The sequence below is a fragment of the Psychrobacter sp. 1176_08 genome (genome assembly GCF_052850615.1).
The window spans coordinates 20,167-37,107 of sequence record NZ_VXCU01000002.1 but is presented as its reverse complement, the minus strand read 5'-3'; the positions used below and the strand labels follow the sequence as shown (position 1 = coordinate 37,107).

Annotated in this window: 10 protein-coding genes; 2 read left to right on the top strand and 8 right to left on the bottom strand. The window is 44.5% G+C overall.

What is annotated here, in order from left to right; translation table 11 throughout:
• Nucleotides 1-230: 230 nt before the first annotated feature.
• A complete protein-coding gene (locus FW759_RS02750) occupies nt 231-1,055 on the top strand; it encodes a Cof-type HAD-IIB family hydrolase (RefSeq protein WP_228139867.1) in 825 nt (274 codons plus the stop codon).
• Nucleotides 1,056-1,078: 23 nt separating this feature from the next.
• Here the strand turns inward: FW759_RS02750 and FW759_RS02745 are convergent, their stop codons facing one another.
• Nucleotides 1,079-1,342: a hypothetical protein gene (locus tag FW759_RS02745; protein ID WP_353670468.1), complete on the bottom strand. Its 264-nt coding sequence runs from the start codon at nt 1,340-1,342 to the stop codon at nt 1,079-1,081.
• Nucleotides 1,343-1,918: 576 nt separating this feature from the next.
• Here FW759_RS02745 and FW759_RS02740 point away from each other — a divergent pair.
• The gene (locus FW759_RS02740; protein ID WP_353670470.1) at nt 1,919-3,055 is read left to right on the top strand and encodes an ABC transporter substrate-binding protein; all 1,137 of its coding nucleotides are present in this window, start codon (nt 1,919-1,921) and stop codon (nt 3,053-3,055) included.
• A 69-nt stretch (nt 3,056-3,124) separates the two neighbouring features.
• On the opposite strand, the gene FW759_RS02735 is transcribed toward FW759_RS02740, so the two are convergent.
• The 7 genes from FW759_RS02735 to pilQ all read right to left on the bottom strand — a co-directional run bounded on the left by FW759_RS02735 (nt 3,125) and on the right by pilQ (nt 16,930).
• Nucleotides 3,125-4,336, bottom strand: coding sequence for an FUSC family protein (locus FW759_RS02735; protein ID WP_446442132.1), 1,212 nt, complete (start codon nt 4,334-4,336; stop codon nt 3,125-3,127).
• Between the two features lie 184 nt (nt 4,337-4,520).
• Nucleotides 4,521-5,942 (bottom strand): FAD-dependent oxidoreductase, encoded by a 1,422-nt coding sequence (locus tag FW759_RS02730; protein ID WP_062845492.1) that lies wholly within the window; start codon nt 5,940-5,942, stop codon nt 4,521-4,523.
• A 164-nt stretch (nt 5,943-6,106) separates the two neighbouring features.
• Nucleotides 6,107-10,570, bottom strand: a complete 4,464-nt coding sequence (gene gltB / locus FW759_RS02725; protein WP_446442131.1) for a glutamate synthase large subunit — start codon at nt 10,568-10,570, stop codon at nt 6,107-6,109.
• A gap of 885 nt (nt 10,571-11,455) precedes the next feature.
• Nucleotides 11,456-12,547, bottom strand: a complete 1,092-nt coding sequence (locus tag FW759_RS02720; RefSeq protein ID WP_353670472.1) for a hypothetical protein — start codon at nt 12,545-12,547, stop codon at nt 11,456-11,458.
• A 130-nt stretch (nt 12,548-12,677) separates the two neighbouring features.
• A complete protein-coding gene (aroB, locus tag FW759_RS02715) occupies nt 12,678-13,781 on the bottom strand; it encodes a 3-dehydroquinate synthase (protein WP_353670473.1) in 1,104 nt (367 codons plus the stop codon).
• Between the two features lie 76 nt (nt 13,782-13,857).
• Nucleotides 13,858-14,418, bottom strand: a complete 561-nt coding sequence (gene aroK / locus FW759_RS02710; protein WP_353670474.1) for a shikimate kinase AroK — start codon at nt 14,416-14,418, stop codon at nt 13,858-13,860.
• Nucleotides 14,419-14,572: 154 nt separating this feature from the next.
• Nucleotides 14,573-16,930 (bottom strand): type IV pilus secretin PilQ, encoded by a 2,358-nt coding sequence (pilQ, locus tag FW759_RS02705; RefSeq protein WP_353670475.1) that lies wholly within the window; start codon nt 16,928-16,930, stop codon nt 14,573-14,575.
• Nucleotides 16,931-16,941 lie beyond the last annotated feature (11 nt).

The following is a 16,941-nucleotide window of genomic DNA, read 5'->3' as shown; positions in this document are numbered from 1 at the left end:
GTAGAATATATATAGAGCCAGCGGCGGTAAAATCAACCATAGCCTGTGCGATTGTTTGACTGAATACAACCAGCTGTTAATGCGTTACACAATCTAGTCAAAAATTTTCTCACTTACAATTGATGAAACGGTACGATAAAACCCATACCGATAAGCAACCAAACGCCATAAATGTGGCTAATTGAATTTTTATCACCCTCGCACCTGGGTGGAAATCACGAAGGATAATCATGTTTATTAAAGATAAGATTGCAAGAGAGATGATGAATAAGATAACCACGCCTAAGATTATATTCTTTGATATCGATGATACTTTGAGTCGTAATGGGATTATCGCTGAACATAATAAAGCGACCCTTGAGCAGCTGGCAGAGACGGATATTAAGCTGGTGATTTCGACTGGACGCTCGAAAGCCATTTTGCCTGATGATATTTTGGCACTGCTGGATGCCGATATTTTGGATGCGATTATTTGTATGAATGGGCAATACAGCTTTGATCACAGTGGCATGATTAGCCATTATCCATTGAATGCTGAGCAGACGGATAAGATTTCTTATCTTTGCCAACAGAGCAACCTTATTCACAAGTTTGACTCAGCGACGCATATTGTATGGTCAGATGAAAACGAGCGTTTGCGTGACTATAATGCCAGAACGCCCAACTCTATCGTTGACCCAGAGTACTACAAGTCAAATACGGTTTATCAGTGTTCCGTATTTTTCAACGACCAAGAAGACAAAATGCAAGAGGTCGATTTTGAGAAATATGACTTGAAGTTGGTACATTGGCATCATATTGGTGCTGATATTTTGCCAATTGAGGCATCCAAAGCGCGCGGTATCAAAGACATGTGTGCGTACTATGGTGTGGATGTGCGCGAGTGCATGGCATTCGGTGATGGCATGAATGATCTTGAGATGTTTGATCTGGTCGGATTTGCGGTAGCAATGGGTGACGCAAAACCTGCCCTAATCGAGCGAGCAGATTTTGTCACAGGAACGATTGAAGAGTTTGGCATACAGGCGGTGCTAGGTCAGTTTTGTATAGCGTAGAAATTTTAGGCGCGCATTAGCACTCATCCTCGCCGAGCCATCTGATCATAAGCCCAAATACCAGTTTTATAAAGCCTTGTAATAATCAAAAACAACAGCCCAACTGTGAGAACATAAACCAACGTTGTCGATACGCTCGTTAGTGTCTCAATGCTAGCGGCCATACTAAGATAAGCCTCTAATGGCCAGCTTTCTACTGGCGTTCCATTACCTGCATTCAGGTAGGCGATAATACCGAACAGACCTATAAGAATAGTGACCATGCCAGCAAGTCTACGATTGTCCATTTCATCTCTCGTTTATCAAAATCAATTAACTGTCTTCTTCGTTGTGTAAGGCTTATCGTTGATTCATTTTAAAAAGTACGGCAATGCTGGAATAAATAGTATGAGACCCTATAGTACAAAGTATAAAGCAAGTACCAAACATTCATGCCAATAGAAAACCGTTTCAAATATATCTTTTTTGTTTTGAGCTAACTATATCGAGCATTCATTGGTTTATCAAGCGTTCAAAATCAATGCTATGGCATCGTCGAACCACCATCGACCGCAATAGAATACCCAGTAATAGCTGCACTCAAATCAAAGGCCATAAGCAGTGCTAAATTGGCAGAATTTAGTCCATTTATATGACTATCGATTGAATTAAAGACAGGATCCAGTACAACGATAAGCATTTGGCTGAAGCTAAGTCTGAACTTATCGTAGCACGGTAGCACGATTGCATACTGGCGTTATTGACCTTGCCCCTTTAAAAATCAAAGGACAATGACCATAATAGTAGGGTTACTTGCTTGTATTTACTGATTTATTGTTCATAAGCTTTTATCCATTTGTACTACCTTCTTTAGGAGAGAAATTTTGACCCATTTATCCTCGTCCCACCTATCCCTTAGCGCTACTGCCTCTCTCAGTCGCACGTTGCCAAAAGCCTTGTTGGCTATGACAGTGGGTTTGGCACTTGCCAGCTGTAGCAACTCTGATAATGCATCGGCTGATGGTAGTGCTGCCGCGAGCGATGTGACGCTTAACTTGTATAACTGGTCAGAATATATGCCACAAGAGGTTCTGGATGGCTTTGAGGAAGAGACTGGTATCAACGTGAATTACACCACGTTTGACTCAAATGAAGCCATGTACGCCAAGCTCAAGTTGCTCGATGATTCCAGTCAATATGACCTTGCTATTCCATCGACCTATTATGTCGAAAAGATGGCCAAAGAAGGTCTCTTGCAAGAGCTGGATAAATCCAAACTCAGCAATTTTAAAAACCTAGATACCTCATTTACCAATACCAAAGTTGATCCTGAGAATAAATATTCGATTCCCTATATGTGGGGTAGTACCGGTTTGGCAATCAATGGTGATACGGTTGATGCTAGCAAGGTAAACAGCTGGAACGACCTATGGCGTCCTGAGTATAAAGGTCAGGTGATGTTGACCAATGACGTACGCGAAGTATTCGGTATGACATTATTGACGCTGGGTTATTCAGGCAATAGCAGCAACCCTGATGAGATCAAAGCCGCTTATGATAAGCTGACGACCTTGATGCCAAATGTTAAAACCTTTAATTCTGATGCAACGCGTATGCCCTACATTGAAGGTGAAACGGCACTTGGTATGAGCTGGAACGGCGAAGCGGTCATGGCGAACGATGAAGGTTTGACCAGCTTGGTTTATAAATATCCCACTGAAGGCGCAATCTTGTGGATGGACAATTTCGTTATTCCAAAAAATGCCAAACAAGTCGATGCTGCGCACAAGTTTATTGATTATTTATTGCGTCCTGAAGTCGCCAAGATTGTTAGTGAAGAGATTGGCTACGCTTCACCTAATATCGCTGCACGTGAGCTCATGGACGAAGAAGTGCGTAATAACGCAACGATTTATCCTAGCAAAGAAATATTGGCCAAAGCTGAATTCCAAGAAGACGTGGGTGATGAAGCCTTGCAAGTGTATCAGCAGTATTGGGACAAGCTAAAAACGGGGCGTTAATAACTTCTGTTTTACCCTTAACAGTACCGCCAAAAAATAAAAACGCTGACTTAAAAAGTCAGCGTTTTTTTATAAATGTAAATCTGTCTCACCGCCTTGCTGCTTTATTTTTCGCTGCTCACGACGCTGATAGCCCAGACCTGAAGCGGCATACCAATGCGGCTTGGTAGTCTGCAACAAGTCACTCAACTGTTGCAACTGCGCTTGCAAAGTCTTGGTTAACCAAAAGTATCCCTGCCACTCAAAAGCTAAGTGATGGACGCTTGGGTATTCTGATACAGTAATGCGCGTAATGGGACGAAACATCTCATCACTTGGACTACGCAGCACGGCTGCCATATGTTGCATGGCCTGAGTTAGCTCATGCTGATAATGAATCAACAGCGTATGGTTTTCGTCATCGATCTCAATATTTGCCAAGCGCGGTGCCGCACTTAACAACAAATCGATGGTTCCAATAATATTACGATGCGTACGCTGAATGGTCTCTAAGGTCTCTTTCTTGATGCCTGATTCACTCGCAGTCGCTGCGATATGAGGACGTACCGCCAGCAATCGCTTATTGATCTGCTGTAATGAGGTGACCAGCACTTTATCAACGGGCACATCATTAGCGGGAAAAGCGACGGTATCTGGTTGCTTGGCAGCCTGCTCAGTTGTACCTTCTGTAGCATCAATATGATTGCCCACGCCTGCATAGAGACTGCCACAGGCCTCAAGGTTACTGGCCAATAAAAAGCGCCACATCAAGGTGGACTTCAGTGGCAGAATCAACGTCACTGCTACCGCAACACCAGTTCCAATTAAAATATTAAGGACACGGTAAATCCCATCTTGAGCGATAGTGCTATGGCCCAAATCTGAGACAATCATCAGCATAGTGATACCCGTCAGTAACCCTGTGTACCCAAGTTGCCTGATTGCCAAATAGCCAATGATGCCACTGAGCAAGCCAATGAGCGCATAATCTACCCATAACCACGCGCCGACATTGTGAGTAAACCAAAGCACACCAAGTGCGGTAACAATACCGAACAATGTACCAAGTACTCGCTCTTTGGCCTTGGTATAGATCGCTCCTTGATACTGTAACAAGCCCAATATGATAAAGACCGTAATAGTCGTCCATTCCCCATGAGGAAGATTGGTAAGTTTGTTCGCTAAAAACGCCAGTATTATTGCCACACCCAAACGTATAGCATGCAACACATCCGCATACTGATAGCGAACATAAGGCTCAATAAACGGTGCGGTAAATCGTTGCCACATAGGTAATTTCACGCAAAACCACTCTTGTTAGTTGATGGTTAGAATCAGGAAGATAAATGACAAGCTACAAGTGAACATGCTAGCAGCCACGTCTGTATTTACAAAGCCATTCTCAAAAAAAACGTCTTTTGCCTATTAAAAGACAAAAGACGTTTGAGGTCAAAACTCATAACTACTTTAAGTGAAAAGCCTTTACTTATACTTCTAAGAAATCAAGGATACCTTCTGCCGCTTCACGACCTTCCCAGATCGCTGTAACCACCAAGTCAGACCCACGTACCATATCGCCACCTGCAAATATCTTTGGATTATTGGTTTGGAACTTAAAGGTCTGTGACTCAAGAGCCAAAACCCGACCAGAACTGTCCATCGACACTTGCTGCGACTCAAACCAGTCAGCGGGACTCGGTCTAAAACCAAAGGCCATAATCACCGCATCACAAGGAATGATTTCTTCTGAGTTGGGAATTGGCTCAGGGCGTTGGCGACCACGGTTATCAGGCGCGCCTAGCTGGGTTGTGACGACTTTGACCCCATTCACTTTACCATTCAAGCCAATGATTTCAGTTGGCTGACGGTTGAATAAGAACTCAACGCCCTCTTCACGAGCATTGACTACTTCACGGCGTGAGCCTGGCATGTTTTCTTCATCGCGGCGATAGGCGCAGACCACTTTTTCGGCGCCTTGACGGATACTAGTACGGTTGCAGTCCATGGCGGTATCGCCACCGCCCAACACTACAATTTTTTTGCCTTTGAAATCGATATACTCTTCAGGATTCTTTTCCCAGTCGTTACAGCGATTCACATTGGCAATCAGATAGTCTAGCGCATCATAAACGCCTTCTAGCTCTTCACCCGCAAAACCGCCGCGCATATAAGTATAGGTTCCCATACCCATAAAGACCGCATCATAATCGCTCAACAGCTCATCAATACTGATATCCGTACCGATTTCTGTTTCAAGACGGAATTCGATACCCATGCCTTCAAAAATGACGCGGCGATTGCGCATCACGTCTTTTTCCATTTTAAACTCTGGAATGCCGAAAGTTAGCAAGCCGCCAATCTCTGGACGCTTATCAAAGACGACTGGCTTAACGCCATTTCTGACTAAAATGTCTGCGCAACCGAGTCCTGCAGGTCCTGCACCAATGATGGCAACCTTTTTGTCCGTCCAAACCACATCCGACATATCTGGACGCCAGCCCAAGGCAAAGGCTGTGTCATTGATGTATTTTTCAACATTACCAATCGTCACAGCGCCAAAACCATCATTGAGCGTACAAGCGCCTTCACACAGACGGTCTTGCGGACAAACGCGACCACAGACCTCAGGCAGCGTATTGGTACGATGACACAACTCTGCTGCTTGAAAGATTTGTCCTTCGGTCGCAAGCTTAAGCCAGTTGGGAATATAATTGTGTACAGGACATTTCCATTCACAATAAGGGTTTCCACACTCAAGACAACGATGCGACTGCTGTGATACGGCTTCGCTCTCAAACGGTTTATAAATTTCAACAAATTCCGTTGAGCGCGTGGCAATGTCTTTTTTCGCCGGATCGAACCTTGGTACATCTAAAAATTGGAAACTATTTTCTAAGCGTTTTGCCATGGTAAAAATCTCTTTTATAGTGGGCGGTGACAGCCAGCGATACTCAGTCAAACGACCATTTAAGGCCCATGGGCAGCTGCTGTCACTTACCTGCTTAAAACCTGTGAGTTAAAATATTTCTAAAACCTATTGCCAAATGACCAATAAAAGTCATAACAGATCCCTTATTGAGGATCAGCCATGGTGGTTTTAAGAAGGCTCGCAATGTTCGCCGCTTTTGGCTTCACTAAGTAAAATTTACGAACGTAATGTTCAAAATCAGCCAGTATCGTCTGACCCCATGCACTGCCAGTTTTGTCTACATGCGTGCTGATCACTCGTTGCAAATAAATACGATGTTCTTCCGTTTGCTCGCTTGAGATACGGTTCAAATCAATCAGCTCATGGTTGCAGCGATCAAAGAAGTCACCATCCATGTCGAGCACATAGGCGAAACCGCCTGTCATGCCTGCGCCGAAGTTAAGACCAGTGCGCCCCAGTATGGTAACGATGCCGCCTGTCATATATTCACAGCAGTGATCACCGGTGCCTTCAATAACCGCATGCGTACCTGAGTTACGAACCGCAAAACGCTCACCTGCTGTACCCGCTGCATACAATTTACCACCAGTGGCACCATACAAACAGGTATTGCCAATGATTGCTGTGTCTTGTGCATTAAAGCTTGAGTCTTTCGGCGGATAAATGACAATCTCGCCACCTGCCATGCCCTTACCGACATAATCGTTGGCATCGCCTTCAAGCTCAATATTTAAACCGCCTGCGTTCCAGACACCTAGGCTTTGTCCTGCCGTGCCTGTCAGATGCAACTTGATTGGCATATCGCTCATACCAAGGTTGCCCCATAGTTGGGCAATCTCGCCAGAAATACGGGCCCCGATAGATCGGTCACAGTTACCAACATAATAGCTATATTCGCCGCCTGTTCCTTGACGAATACTTAATAACATATCACTAATCATCTGCTCAGCAAGTAAACCTTTATCAAATGGCTCATTTCGCGTCACTTGACACGTTTGCGCTTTACCCTCTGCTGCTGGATGACTAAACAGCAATGGTGTTAAGTCAAGATGACGCTGCTTATCAGTATTTCCTTCTAATACTTCAAGCAAATCTGTACGTCCAACCAACGCTTCCATACTACTAACGCCAAGCGCTGCAAGCCACTCACGTGTCTCAGTTGCGACGAACTTGAAGAAGTTGATTAACATCTCAGCCTCGCCAATGAAATGATCATCGCGCAACATGGCTTTTTGTGTGGCAACGCCTGTCGGACAGTTATTAAGATGACAGATACGTAGGTATTTACAACCAACCGCAATCATCGGTGTGGTACCGAAACCGAAACTTTCCGCCCCAAGAATGGCCGCTTTTACCACATCAAGACCCGTTTTTAAGCCACCATCCGTTTGTACACGGACTTTATCACGCAGTCCATTAACGCGTAACGACTGATGAGTCTCAGCAAGGCCTAACTCCCACGGTGAGCCTGCATGATGAATAGAAGACAGTGGAGAGGCTGCTGTACCGCCATCATAACCTGAGATGGTAATCAAGTCCGCGTAGGCTTTTGCTACCCCTGTTGCGATGGTACCAACCCCAGGGCGTGAGACCAGCTTTACCGATACCAAAGCATCAGGATTGACTTGTTTTAAATCAAAAATCAGCTGTGCCAAATCTTCGATAGAGTAAATATCATGGTGCGGTGGTGGAGAGATCAGCGTCACACCCGGTACAGAGTAACGCAAGCGCGCAATCAACGCATTGACCTTACCACCAGGTAGCTGTCCTCCTTCACCCGGTTTTGCGCCTTGCGCCACTTTGATTTGCATCACTTCTGCTGAGCGCAGGTATGCTGGTGTAACCCCAAAACGACCCGAAGCAACTTGCTTGATTTTAGAGTTGCGCAACGTACCATAACGGGCTGGGTCTTCCCCGCCTTCACCAGAGTTTGAGCGTCCACCAATAGTGTTCATCGCCATAGCAATGGCTTCATGCGCTTCAGGAGACAATGCGCCCAATGACATGCCCGCTGAATCAAAGCGCGTCAAAATCTCAGAGATGTCTTCAACATCATTAATATCAATACTGTTGTCAGTCTTTAGCTGCAATAAATCACGCAACGTCGCGACTGGGCGGCTATTAACTAGATTGGCATACTGACGATAATTTTCATAATCGCCTGTGCGTACAGCCGTGTGTAAGCTGTTGATCACGTCTGGATTAAAGGCATGATACTCTTTGTTAAAGACAAACTTGAGCAAACCGCCTTGATCGAGTGGCGCACGACGTTTAAAAGCATTTGCTGCCAATTGCGCTTGATCGGCTGCCAAATCTTCAAAAGTTGCGCCTTTGATACGACTTTGCACCCCTTTAAAGCACAAGTTTACGACTTCTTCAGACAGTCCAACCGCTTCAAACAGCTGCGCACCGCGATAAGACACAATGGTAGAGATGCCCATTTTTGATAAGATTTTTAATAACCCCTTATCTAAGCCTTTACGGAAATTCACTCGCGCTTGAATCGGATCACCGAGCAGCTCACCCGTTGCGACCAAATCATCAATGACATCGTAGGCCAAGTATGGATAGATACAGGTCGCACCAAAGCCAATCAATACCGCCACTTGATGCGAGTCACGTGCAAGACCTGTCTCAACAATCAGGTTGGCATCGGTACGAATACCGCGGGCAATCAGATAGTGATGCACAGCGCCAGTCACCATAATCGCGTTGGCAGGCACTTTATCTGCGTCAATGGCTTTATCAGACAGTACGATCAACGTATTACCAGCACGGATGCTACTCTCTACCTGCTCACAGATACTCTTAATGGCATCAGACAAGCTCAGGGTACGATCATAGTTCAAGTCAATGCGAGCTGTCTTGAACGCTGGATCATTCAACGTTTCAAGCTGCTGCATTTTACTGGCTGACAATACTGGCGACGATAAAATAATACGATGTGCGTCTCTTGCTGAGGGCGCAAACACATTGGTTTCTGCGCCTAGGCACGTTTGTAATGACATTACGATAGATTCACGTAATGGATCAATCGGTGGATTGGTTACCTGGGCAAACTGCTGACGGAAAAAGTCGCCGACATGGCGGATTTGCTGCGACAGTACCGCCATCGGCGTATCATCACCCATCGAACCCACTGGCTCTTGACCATTTTCGGCATTGGGACGAATGATTTCTGTGCGCTCTTCATTGGTGATGTGATACATCTTTTGTAAGGCTTTTAGCTTATCACCGCGGCAAGACTGCGCTGCCAAGGTTTCTTCTAAACGCTCATCATCACGAATACGTGTTGCCTCTTCACGCAGCCATTTGCGATATGGATGTGCCTTTTTAAGTAGAGTTGCAATGGCTTTGGTATCTAAAATTTGCCCTGTCAACGTATCAATGACCAGCATTTGACCTGGGCCAACTCGGCCTTTTGCCAATACATCTTGCGGTGAATAATCCCAAACACCAACCTCGGAGGCGACCGTAATATAACCATTTTTGGTCGTCACCCAGCGTGATGGACGTAGACCGTTGCGATCTAGCATACAAACAGCATAACGCCCGTCTTGAATGACCAAACCTGCTGGGCCATCCCATGCTTCCATGTGCTGCGAGTAAAACTCATAAAACGCGCGTAAGTCCATATCCATGCTATCGACATTCTGCCACGCTGGTGGTACTAGGATTGACATCGCGTGGAATAGATTCATGCCACCTGACATCAGCACTTCAAGCATATTGTCTAAGCTTGAGGAGTCTGAACCTGTGCTATTTACTAGAGGAGTCAGTTGATTCAACTCAGGCAATTTTTTAGATTTTAGCTTTGGTGTGCGCGCCTCAGACCAATTACGGTTACCTGTAATGGTATTTAGCTCGCCATTGTGAGCAAGATAGCGGAATGGCTGAGCAAGCGGCCAGCGCGGTAGTGTATTTGTTGAAAAACGCTGATGGAAAACCACAATGTGTGAGGCCAAACGCTCATCTTGTAAATCTAAAAAGAAGGCTGGCAAGTCTGATGGCATCACCAGACCTTTATAAATAATCGTCTGACAACTCAATGAGCAAACATAAAACAATTCATCATCAGTCAGACGCTGCTCTGCCTTTTTACGCGCAACAAACAGCTTACGGTTGAAATCATCTGCTGCCAAATCATCGGGAGCATTCACAAATACTTGCTTAAAATCTGGTAGCGTCTCACGACCAATCTCGCCGACAATACTCAAATCAAGTGGTACATCACGCCAACCAGCAACGTCTAGTCCTTGTGCCACAAGCTCATCGTTTAGCACTTGCTGGCTATGCTTGGCTTTTGTCTCGTCCGTATTTACGAACACCATGCCCACGGCAAAATTATCCGTAATGGCCAATTGCTGTTCAGCGGCAATATTTTTAAAAAACTTGGTTGGCATCGCCAGTAATAGGCCACAACCGTCGCCCGTTCTACCGTCAGCAGCAACACCGCCACGGTGGGTCATACAGCTCAAGCTATGAATAGCAGTTTTTACCAAATTATGGCTGGCTTCACCCTCAATGTGAGCAATCAAACCAAAACCGCAATTATCAGAAAAGTCATCTGGCGTGGCCAGGTGGGTTTGCGAGGAAATCATTGACATAGCTGGTCCTTTTAAGTAAACGGGTAGCGTATATATCCAATGCGGCACATAAGCTGACACCCGTAGGCAGAACGGGCTGATAATTAATATTCGTATATCAACATTAATAAATGGCGTGATGCACATACACATCATATCTGGAGAGGAAAATTAAAACTTGCCCTTTCCAGTCATTAGATGATGTTTTGACAGATAATTGGCATATTAACAGGTAGTCAGCAGTAACCCTTTACAATGGGAGGAAATACGACCCTGTATATCCGTTATTCATTCATCAATGATGTACTATCGCATCTTGAGTAACGCTTGTCACTGTATCATGCCTAGCGCTTAGAACTGATAAGCAAGGCTTTGAATGACAGTGCATTCGATTGGTTTTGAATATCTGACGCTCTGTATTCAAGCGCTTTAGTCACTCTAATCAGAGCGACCATAAGGGAGGTTGGACTACTTGTGAGCGTCTTAATTTAAACAGCAAGTAGTCACGCTTGATACAACAAGTCTTAGTAAAATGCTCTATAAATGCCAAAAAGCTTACTAAATAATTGTTAAATATACAGTTTTTACGATAACTATACAGAACGTCGCCCACAGTTATATTAGTTAATGATTTGGAAAAAATCTAGTCTTTTCTACCAATTCATTAGCCATATTTTGTAAGACTACGTATTCCTATTGGTTATGAGACAAAAGAAAATACTAATCTGACACTAAATCAAAGTAATATTTCTCGGCCTCAAATAGAGTAGTTCTTACGTATTTGCAGGTTTAATAAGACAACCTCAGCAATGATTAAATAATAATCCCTACAAAAAAACCCACTCAGTATGTCTACTAGTGGGTTCTTCGTACTTCTCATTCTGACTAAATAACAATTATCACATACTAATTATTCTTATCTTCAATCAGCGCTTTCATACTATCAGGGTTAGTCTTAGGAGCAGCATTGGCGTTCCTGCTGGTGCTGTTTGAATTTGCGTTACCGTTGGTAGTTGGCTGCTTAGGCGTTGGTACGACTGGCGGTTTTTTAGCAGCACCGTTATCTGTCTCAGATGCTGACGGCTTTTTATTGTCTTGGGTCGAAGGCTTGGTTGCGCCCTCTTCGCTTTTAGACGGTGCTGATTTGGCGCGATCTTCAAAACCAACGATGCGCTCTTCTGTAACGGATAACGTCTCAGAAGTATCGGCTGATTGACGAATGCTTTCGTCACCATAACTGGTTGATGATTGATTGCCCTGACCGTTGTTGCTTCCTGTATTTTGATCGTTACCCGCATCGCTAGCCTCTTGCGTTTGCTGACGCACAGGTACTTCGCGTTTGGTAGGCTTTAGGTTCACAGAACGTGTGCGCTTGGTGCTTAAGTCTTTGACAGGATCAGGACGCTCATAGTTATCGATGATACCAACATAACGGTTGATCTCTTCTGGTAATACACGCACATTATTAGGCAGTTTAAAGTCGATGAGTTTTGCTGCACCAATCGCTTCTTGCGGACTGCTCATAATGCCATAGGTCAGCATATAGCGTACTTGCTTCTCATCATCGAGATAACGAAAGTAAGCAAATTTATCGCGGTCGTCACGGCCTTCTAAATAACTGACAATCACGTCATTTTCAGCCACATTCATGACCTGCACTGTCCACTTGCCCTTATTTGCCAGCAGATAACGTTTGTCTTTAAACTCTTTAGGATAGTTACGCAAATCCCGAACCGTCGTATCAAAACTGATAGGCTGTACATCTGTGTCCAGCTCATGCAATGATTCAATCTTCAATGGCTGTTTAAGCTCAGTACTTAAGGTTTGCGGTGTTGATATCGGGGCATTTTCGATTTTAGCACCCATCGCTGGCGTCTGACTCAACATCCAAATTAATGCTGTGACCACCCCCAGTAGTAAGGTTACGACTAGCCATATCAAGGCTTGACGACGATATGATTGGCTAGCGGTACGAGGCGTCGATCTGAAAGCAGCCATGAGAGTATCCTTGGTAAAAATATAGGTAACCGCATGAAGTAAATGCGTGTCCAACTGATGTTATGGCCGACCAATATATGTTGAATGAGGACGCGCAATAAACATTCATGCTCGTTAATCGCTTAATAGATCATTCGCTATGTTGCGACAAAACGTCAGTCAAAAGGTTGGTATCAAAATCATTGGTTAAGACAGCCTTACCTAACGATTTTAACAAAATAAGGCGGATTTGTCCGTGTTTCACTTTTTTATCGTGACCCATTAAGTCCAAAGCTGTTTTGACATCAATAGACGGCGGCGTGATGGGCAAATTGGCTAGCGTCAAAATATGCTTAATACGGGCAACCTCTTCCGCACTTAACCAGCCAAGTTTTTGTGACAGCTCAGCCGCTTGTACCATGCCAGCTGCAACTGCTTCACCATGGAGCCAATTGCCGTAGCCTTGATGGGTTTCAATCACATGTCCAAAGGTATGTCCAAAGTTCAACAATGCGCGTACGCCTGATTCTCTTTCGTCCTGCGCCACGATATCGGCCTTATACTGACAGCAGCGTTTTACTGCCTCACCAAGTACAGCCAGATCTAGTGCCATCATGGCAGGTAGGTTGTCTTCAAGCCATGTCAAAAACCCCTCATCCATAATGAGTGCATATTTAATCACTTCAGCAAGTCCTGCAGACAGCTCACGCGCAGGCAACGTTTTAAGCGTACTCATGTCAGCAAGTACCATCTGCGGCTGCCAAAAGGCACCAATCATATTTTTGCCTTGGGCATGATTGATACCTGTCTTACCACCGACGCTTGAATCGACTTGTGACAATAGCGTCGTTGGAATCTGAATAAAATTCACACCGCGCATAAAACTTGCCGCTGCAAAACCCGTCATATCACCGACTACTCCGCCGCCAAGCGCAATAAGTGTGACATCACGATTAAAATGCTCAGCCATCAGTGCATCGTAAATTTGGTTGATACTGTCCTGATTCTTATACTGCTCACCATCTGGCAACACGCATACCTTGACTGTAAACTGTCCTGCCAGCTCTTCCTCTAATGCTTTTAAATATAAAGGCGCTACCGTATCATTTGTGACAATCAGTACTTGGCGGCCACCAATATAAGGGGCGACTTGCTTCGCCATACTGTTGTTCTCTGTCACTGTTTTTTCAGTGATGACAATGGGATAATCATGGCTTTGCGTATGAACAGTTAAGCCATCCTGAAACAATGACATTGAATACTCCCTGATGTATTTAATAAAGTAAAAACAGAAGACTTCGGATGGCTCTACCATCAGTCAACCATCAAGCTTACTCTTCTTTGGGTTCTGGCTCTTTAGAAGTAGAAGGAATAAATGCGCCCAGCTGCTGCAAGAGCTGGTTCACCATATGACGTGGATAAGTATGACCGGTCGGCATAATGATATGGGCAACTTGGCGATATAATGGATCGCGTTTATTGTACAGTTCTTGCAAGATTTTTCTAGGATTGGGCTGCTGTAATAATGGTCTTGTTTTGTCTTTGGCAGTACGTGCCATTTGTACGTCAACTGGTGCATTCAAATAGACCACGATACCGCGTTGGCTTAGAAACTCGCGGTTTTCGGCACACATGACTGCGCCGCCGCCAGTCGCTAAGACAATTTGGGTTTTTTGAGTCAACTCATCAATGGCTCGTGTTTCACGCTCCCGAAATCCTGCTTCGCCTTCTTTAGCAAAGATCCAAGCAATATCAGCCCCTGTCTGAGACTCAATATACCAATCACTGTCTACAAAAGAGCGCCCTAATTGCTTGGCAAGCAATTTACCGATCGTGGTCTTCCCTGCTCCCATCGGTCCTACTAAAAACACCGACGGTAATTCCTCCACCATAATACTCACTCAGCTAAATTAGGTATGATACAACGTCATTGATATTCTGGCTAGTAAGCAGCCATGATTATTGTGCGTACTGCTCAAAAGTCATGCGTAAAAAAAGCAAGCATCAGTGCTTGCTTCTTTTAAGTAAAAATCTATCAGTAGCCATTTAATTCAAACGGCTGACCCCGTCATTGATGAGTTTTGGTGTGATAAATATCAACAGCTCTTCTTTATTGTTATTGCGAACATCTTTACGGAAGGCGCGGCCAATATAGGGTAAGTCTCCTAAGAAAGGTACTTTACTCACATCATTGTTAGTACGGTTTCTAAATATTCCACCCAATACGACCGTCTGACCATCTTCTACAGTAACATTGGTGGAGATAGAGTCTTCATTGATAGCAACAATACCATTGGTAAATACTGGCGTACCGTTAGTGATAAGCAACTGCAAACCAATCTTACCATCTGGCGTAATATTTGGTGTGGCCTCTAGACTTAATGCCGCCTCTCTAAAGCTGGTCGTGGTTGCACCGCTTGCTGATGCTTCTTGATAAGGAATCTGAGTACCAGAAGACACTTTCGCTGTTTGCTTGTCAGCCGTCAAAACTTTCGGAGTAGAAATGACCTCACCACGGTTATCCGCTTGCAATGCTGATAATTCAAGATCAAGCATGACATCAGACAGGCTAAGTAAGCCAAAGGCAATGCTACCCGCTGGATTAGCCACTCCTAAATCAACATTTAGATTATCAGGACGGGTAATATCGTAAGAAGGATAAGAAACCGTTTGACCGTTGATTGTCGTTGTTTCAATGTCAAAGTCTTTAAGATCCGCTAGTGTTTGGTTGCTACCGCCCACCAATAAGCTGCGATTATTGGCAGCGCCATTGGATAAAATACCCCAACGCACACCTATCTCTTTACTAAAGCTGTCAGTGGCACTCACAATTCTCGCTTCAATCATGACTTGACGCACGGGAATGTCAATCTTCCCAATCAATGTACGGATATTCTCAATACTATTCGCAACGTCTTTAATAATCAACGTATTGGTACGCTCGTCAACTGTTACTGTTCCGCGATCGGACAACAATGTATTGTTGTCATTGGCACGGTTTGCAATACCGCTACTACTGGCACCACCCGTCGATCCGCTACCTTGAGAAATCAGGGTCAATACATCTTGTGCTTTGGCATAGCTTAGACGAATGTATTCAGTACGCAGTGGGGCAAAAGATTCAACCGCTTGCTGCGCCTCAAGTTCACGCGCTTCTTGCTCAGCAAGTTCAGTAGCAGGCGCCACCAAAATAACATTGCCATTTTCGCGTTTGCCTAGATTTTTACTTTTTAGGATAATATCAAGCGCCTGATCCCACGGCACATTAATCAGTCGTAAAGTAATATTACCAGCGACCGAATCATTCGCCACAATATTCATTTCTGTGAACTGCGCTAAAATATCTAAAACACTGCGGATTTCGACATCTTGGAATTCCATAGACAGCGGCTCACCGCTATACACTCTTTCTTCAAGCGTTGGCTCACGTAGCAATTCAGGCTTACTGATGCTAATATTTAACTGATTACCTGATTGATAAGCTTGATATTCATAATCGTCCGCCATGTTAATAGTGATAACACCATTTTGACCTTGATTTTGGGTATCAATGCTACTCACAAGACCGCTATTAACATTCAAACGACGTAGTAGATTTCTAGGTACAGTGCTGCCAGTTAAGCGTACGACCAATTTATTGCCTTGACGTTGCACATCAACCGGAATGGCTTCGTTAGCAAGTACCATGCTGACATCACCGCCGCCATCGTTACCTGCTGAAAAATTGACTGCGCTCAGACCATCATAACTGTATTGTTTACTGACCTGTGCAGAAGCAAGTTGTGGATTTAACAATGGATTAACTCGTACTACCATTGTATCCGCTGGTACCTCATTTTTTACTACCGTCGTACTGGTTGTACGCACAGCAACAGGGGCAACGCTAGTCTCGACAATTGGCGTAACAACTGCAGTGGTGGTCATTCCATTACTGTTGTTAAGTACGTCTTGAACTGGGTCGTTAGTCATAGCGGGGCGAGCAGGATCTGTGATGGTTAGTAATAGATCATTACCTTCAATCTCTGTCGTATAGTTGCCTGACTGTTTAAGACCGACGATAAGACGCGTGGTGCTATCACTACTTAAAGTCGTGACCTCATTGACCATCCCAATATTGTATTCATTAAAACGGCTTACCAAGCCGTTTTGTACTTGTTCAAAATCTAGTACCAAACGACTCGGATCATCAAGCTGGTAAGCAGCAGGTAATACGGGTGTGCCGGCAAAACCCAAGCGCATTTGTGTTACTGCTGGCGCGGTTTGTACCACAGAGATGTTGTTAATACGCTGTGCAGCATGGGCACTGTTACTCACTGCTACCATACTAATTGCCAATGCTGAAATGGCAAAAGCAGAAGACACGCGGTTGCTCATCATCATTACCTTGTTATTGCGTACTGTCATTATGTATTCCT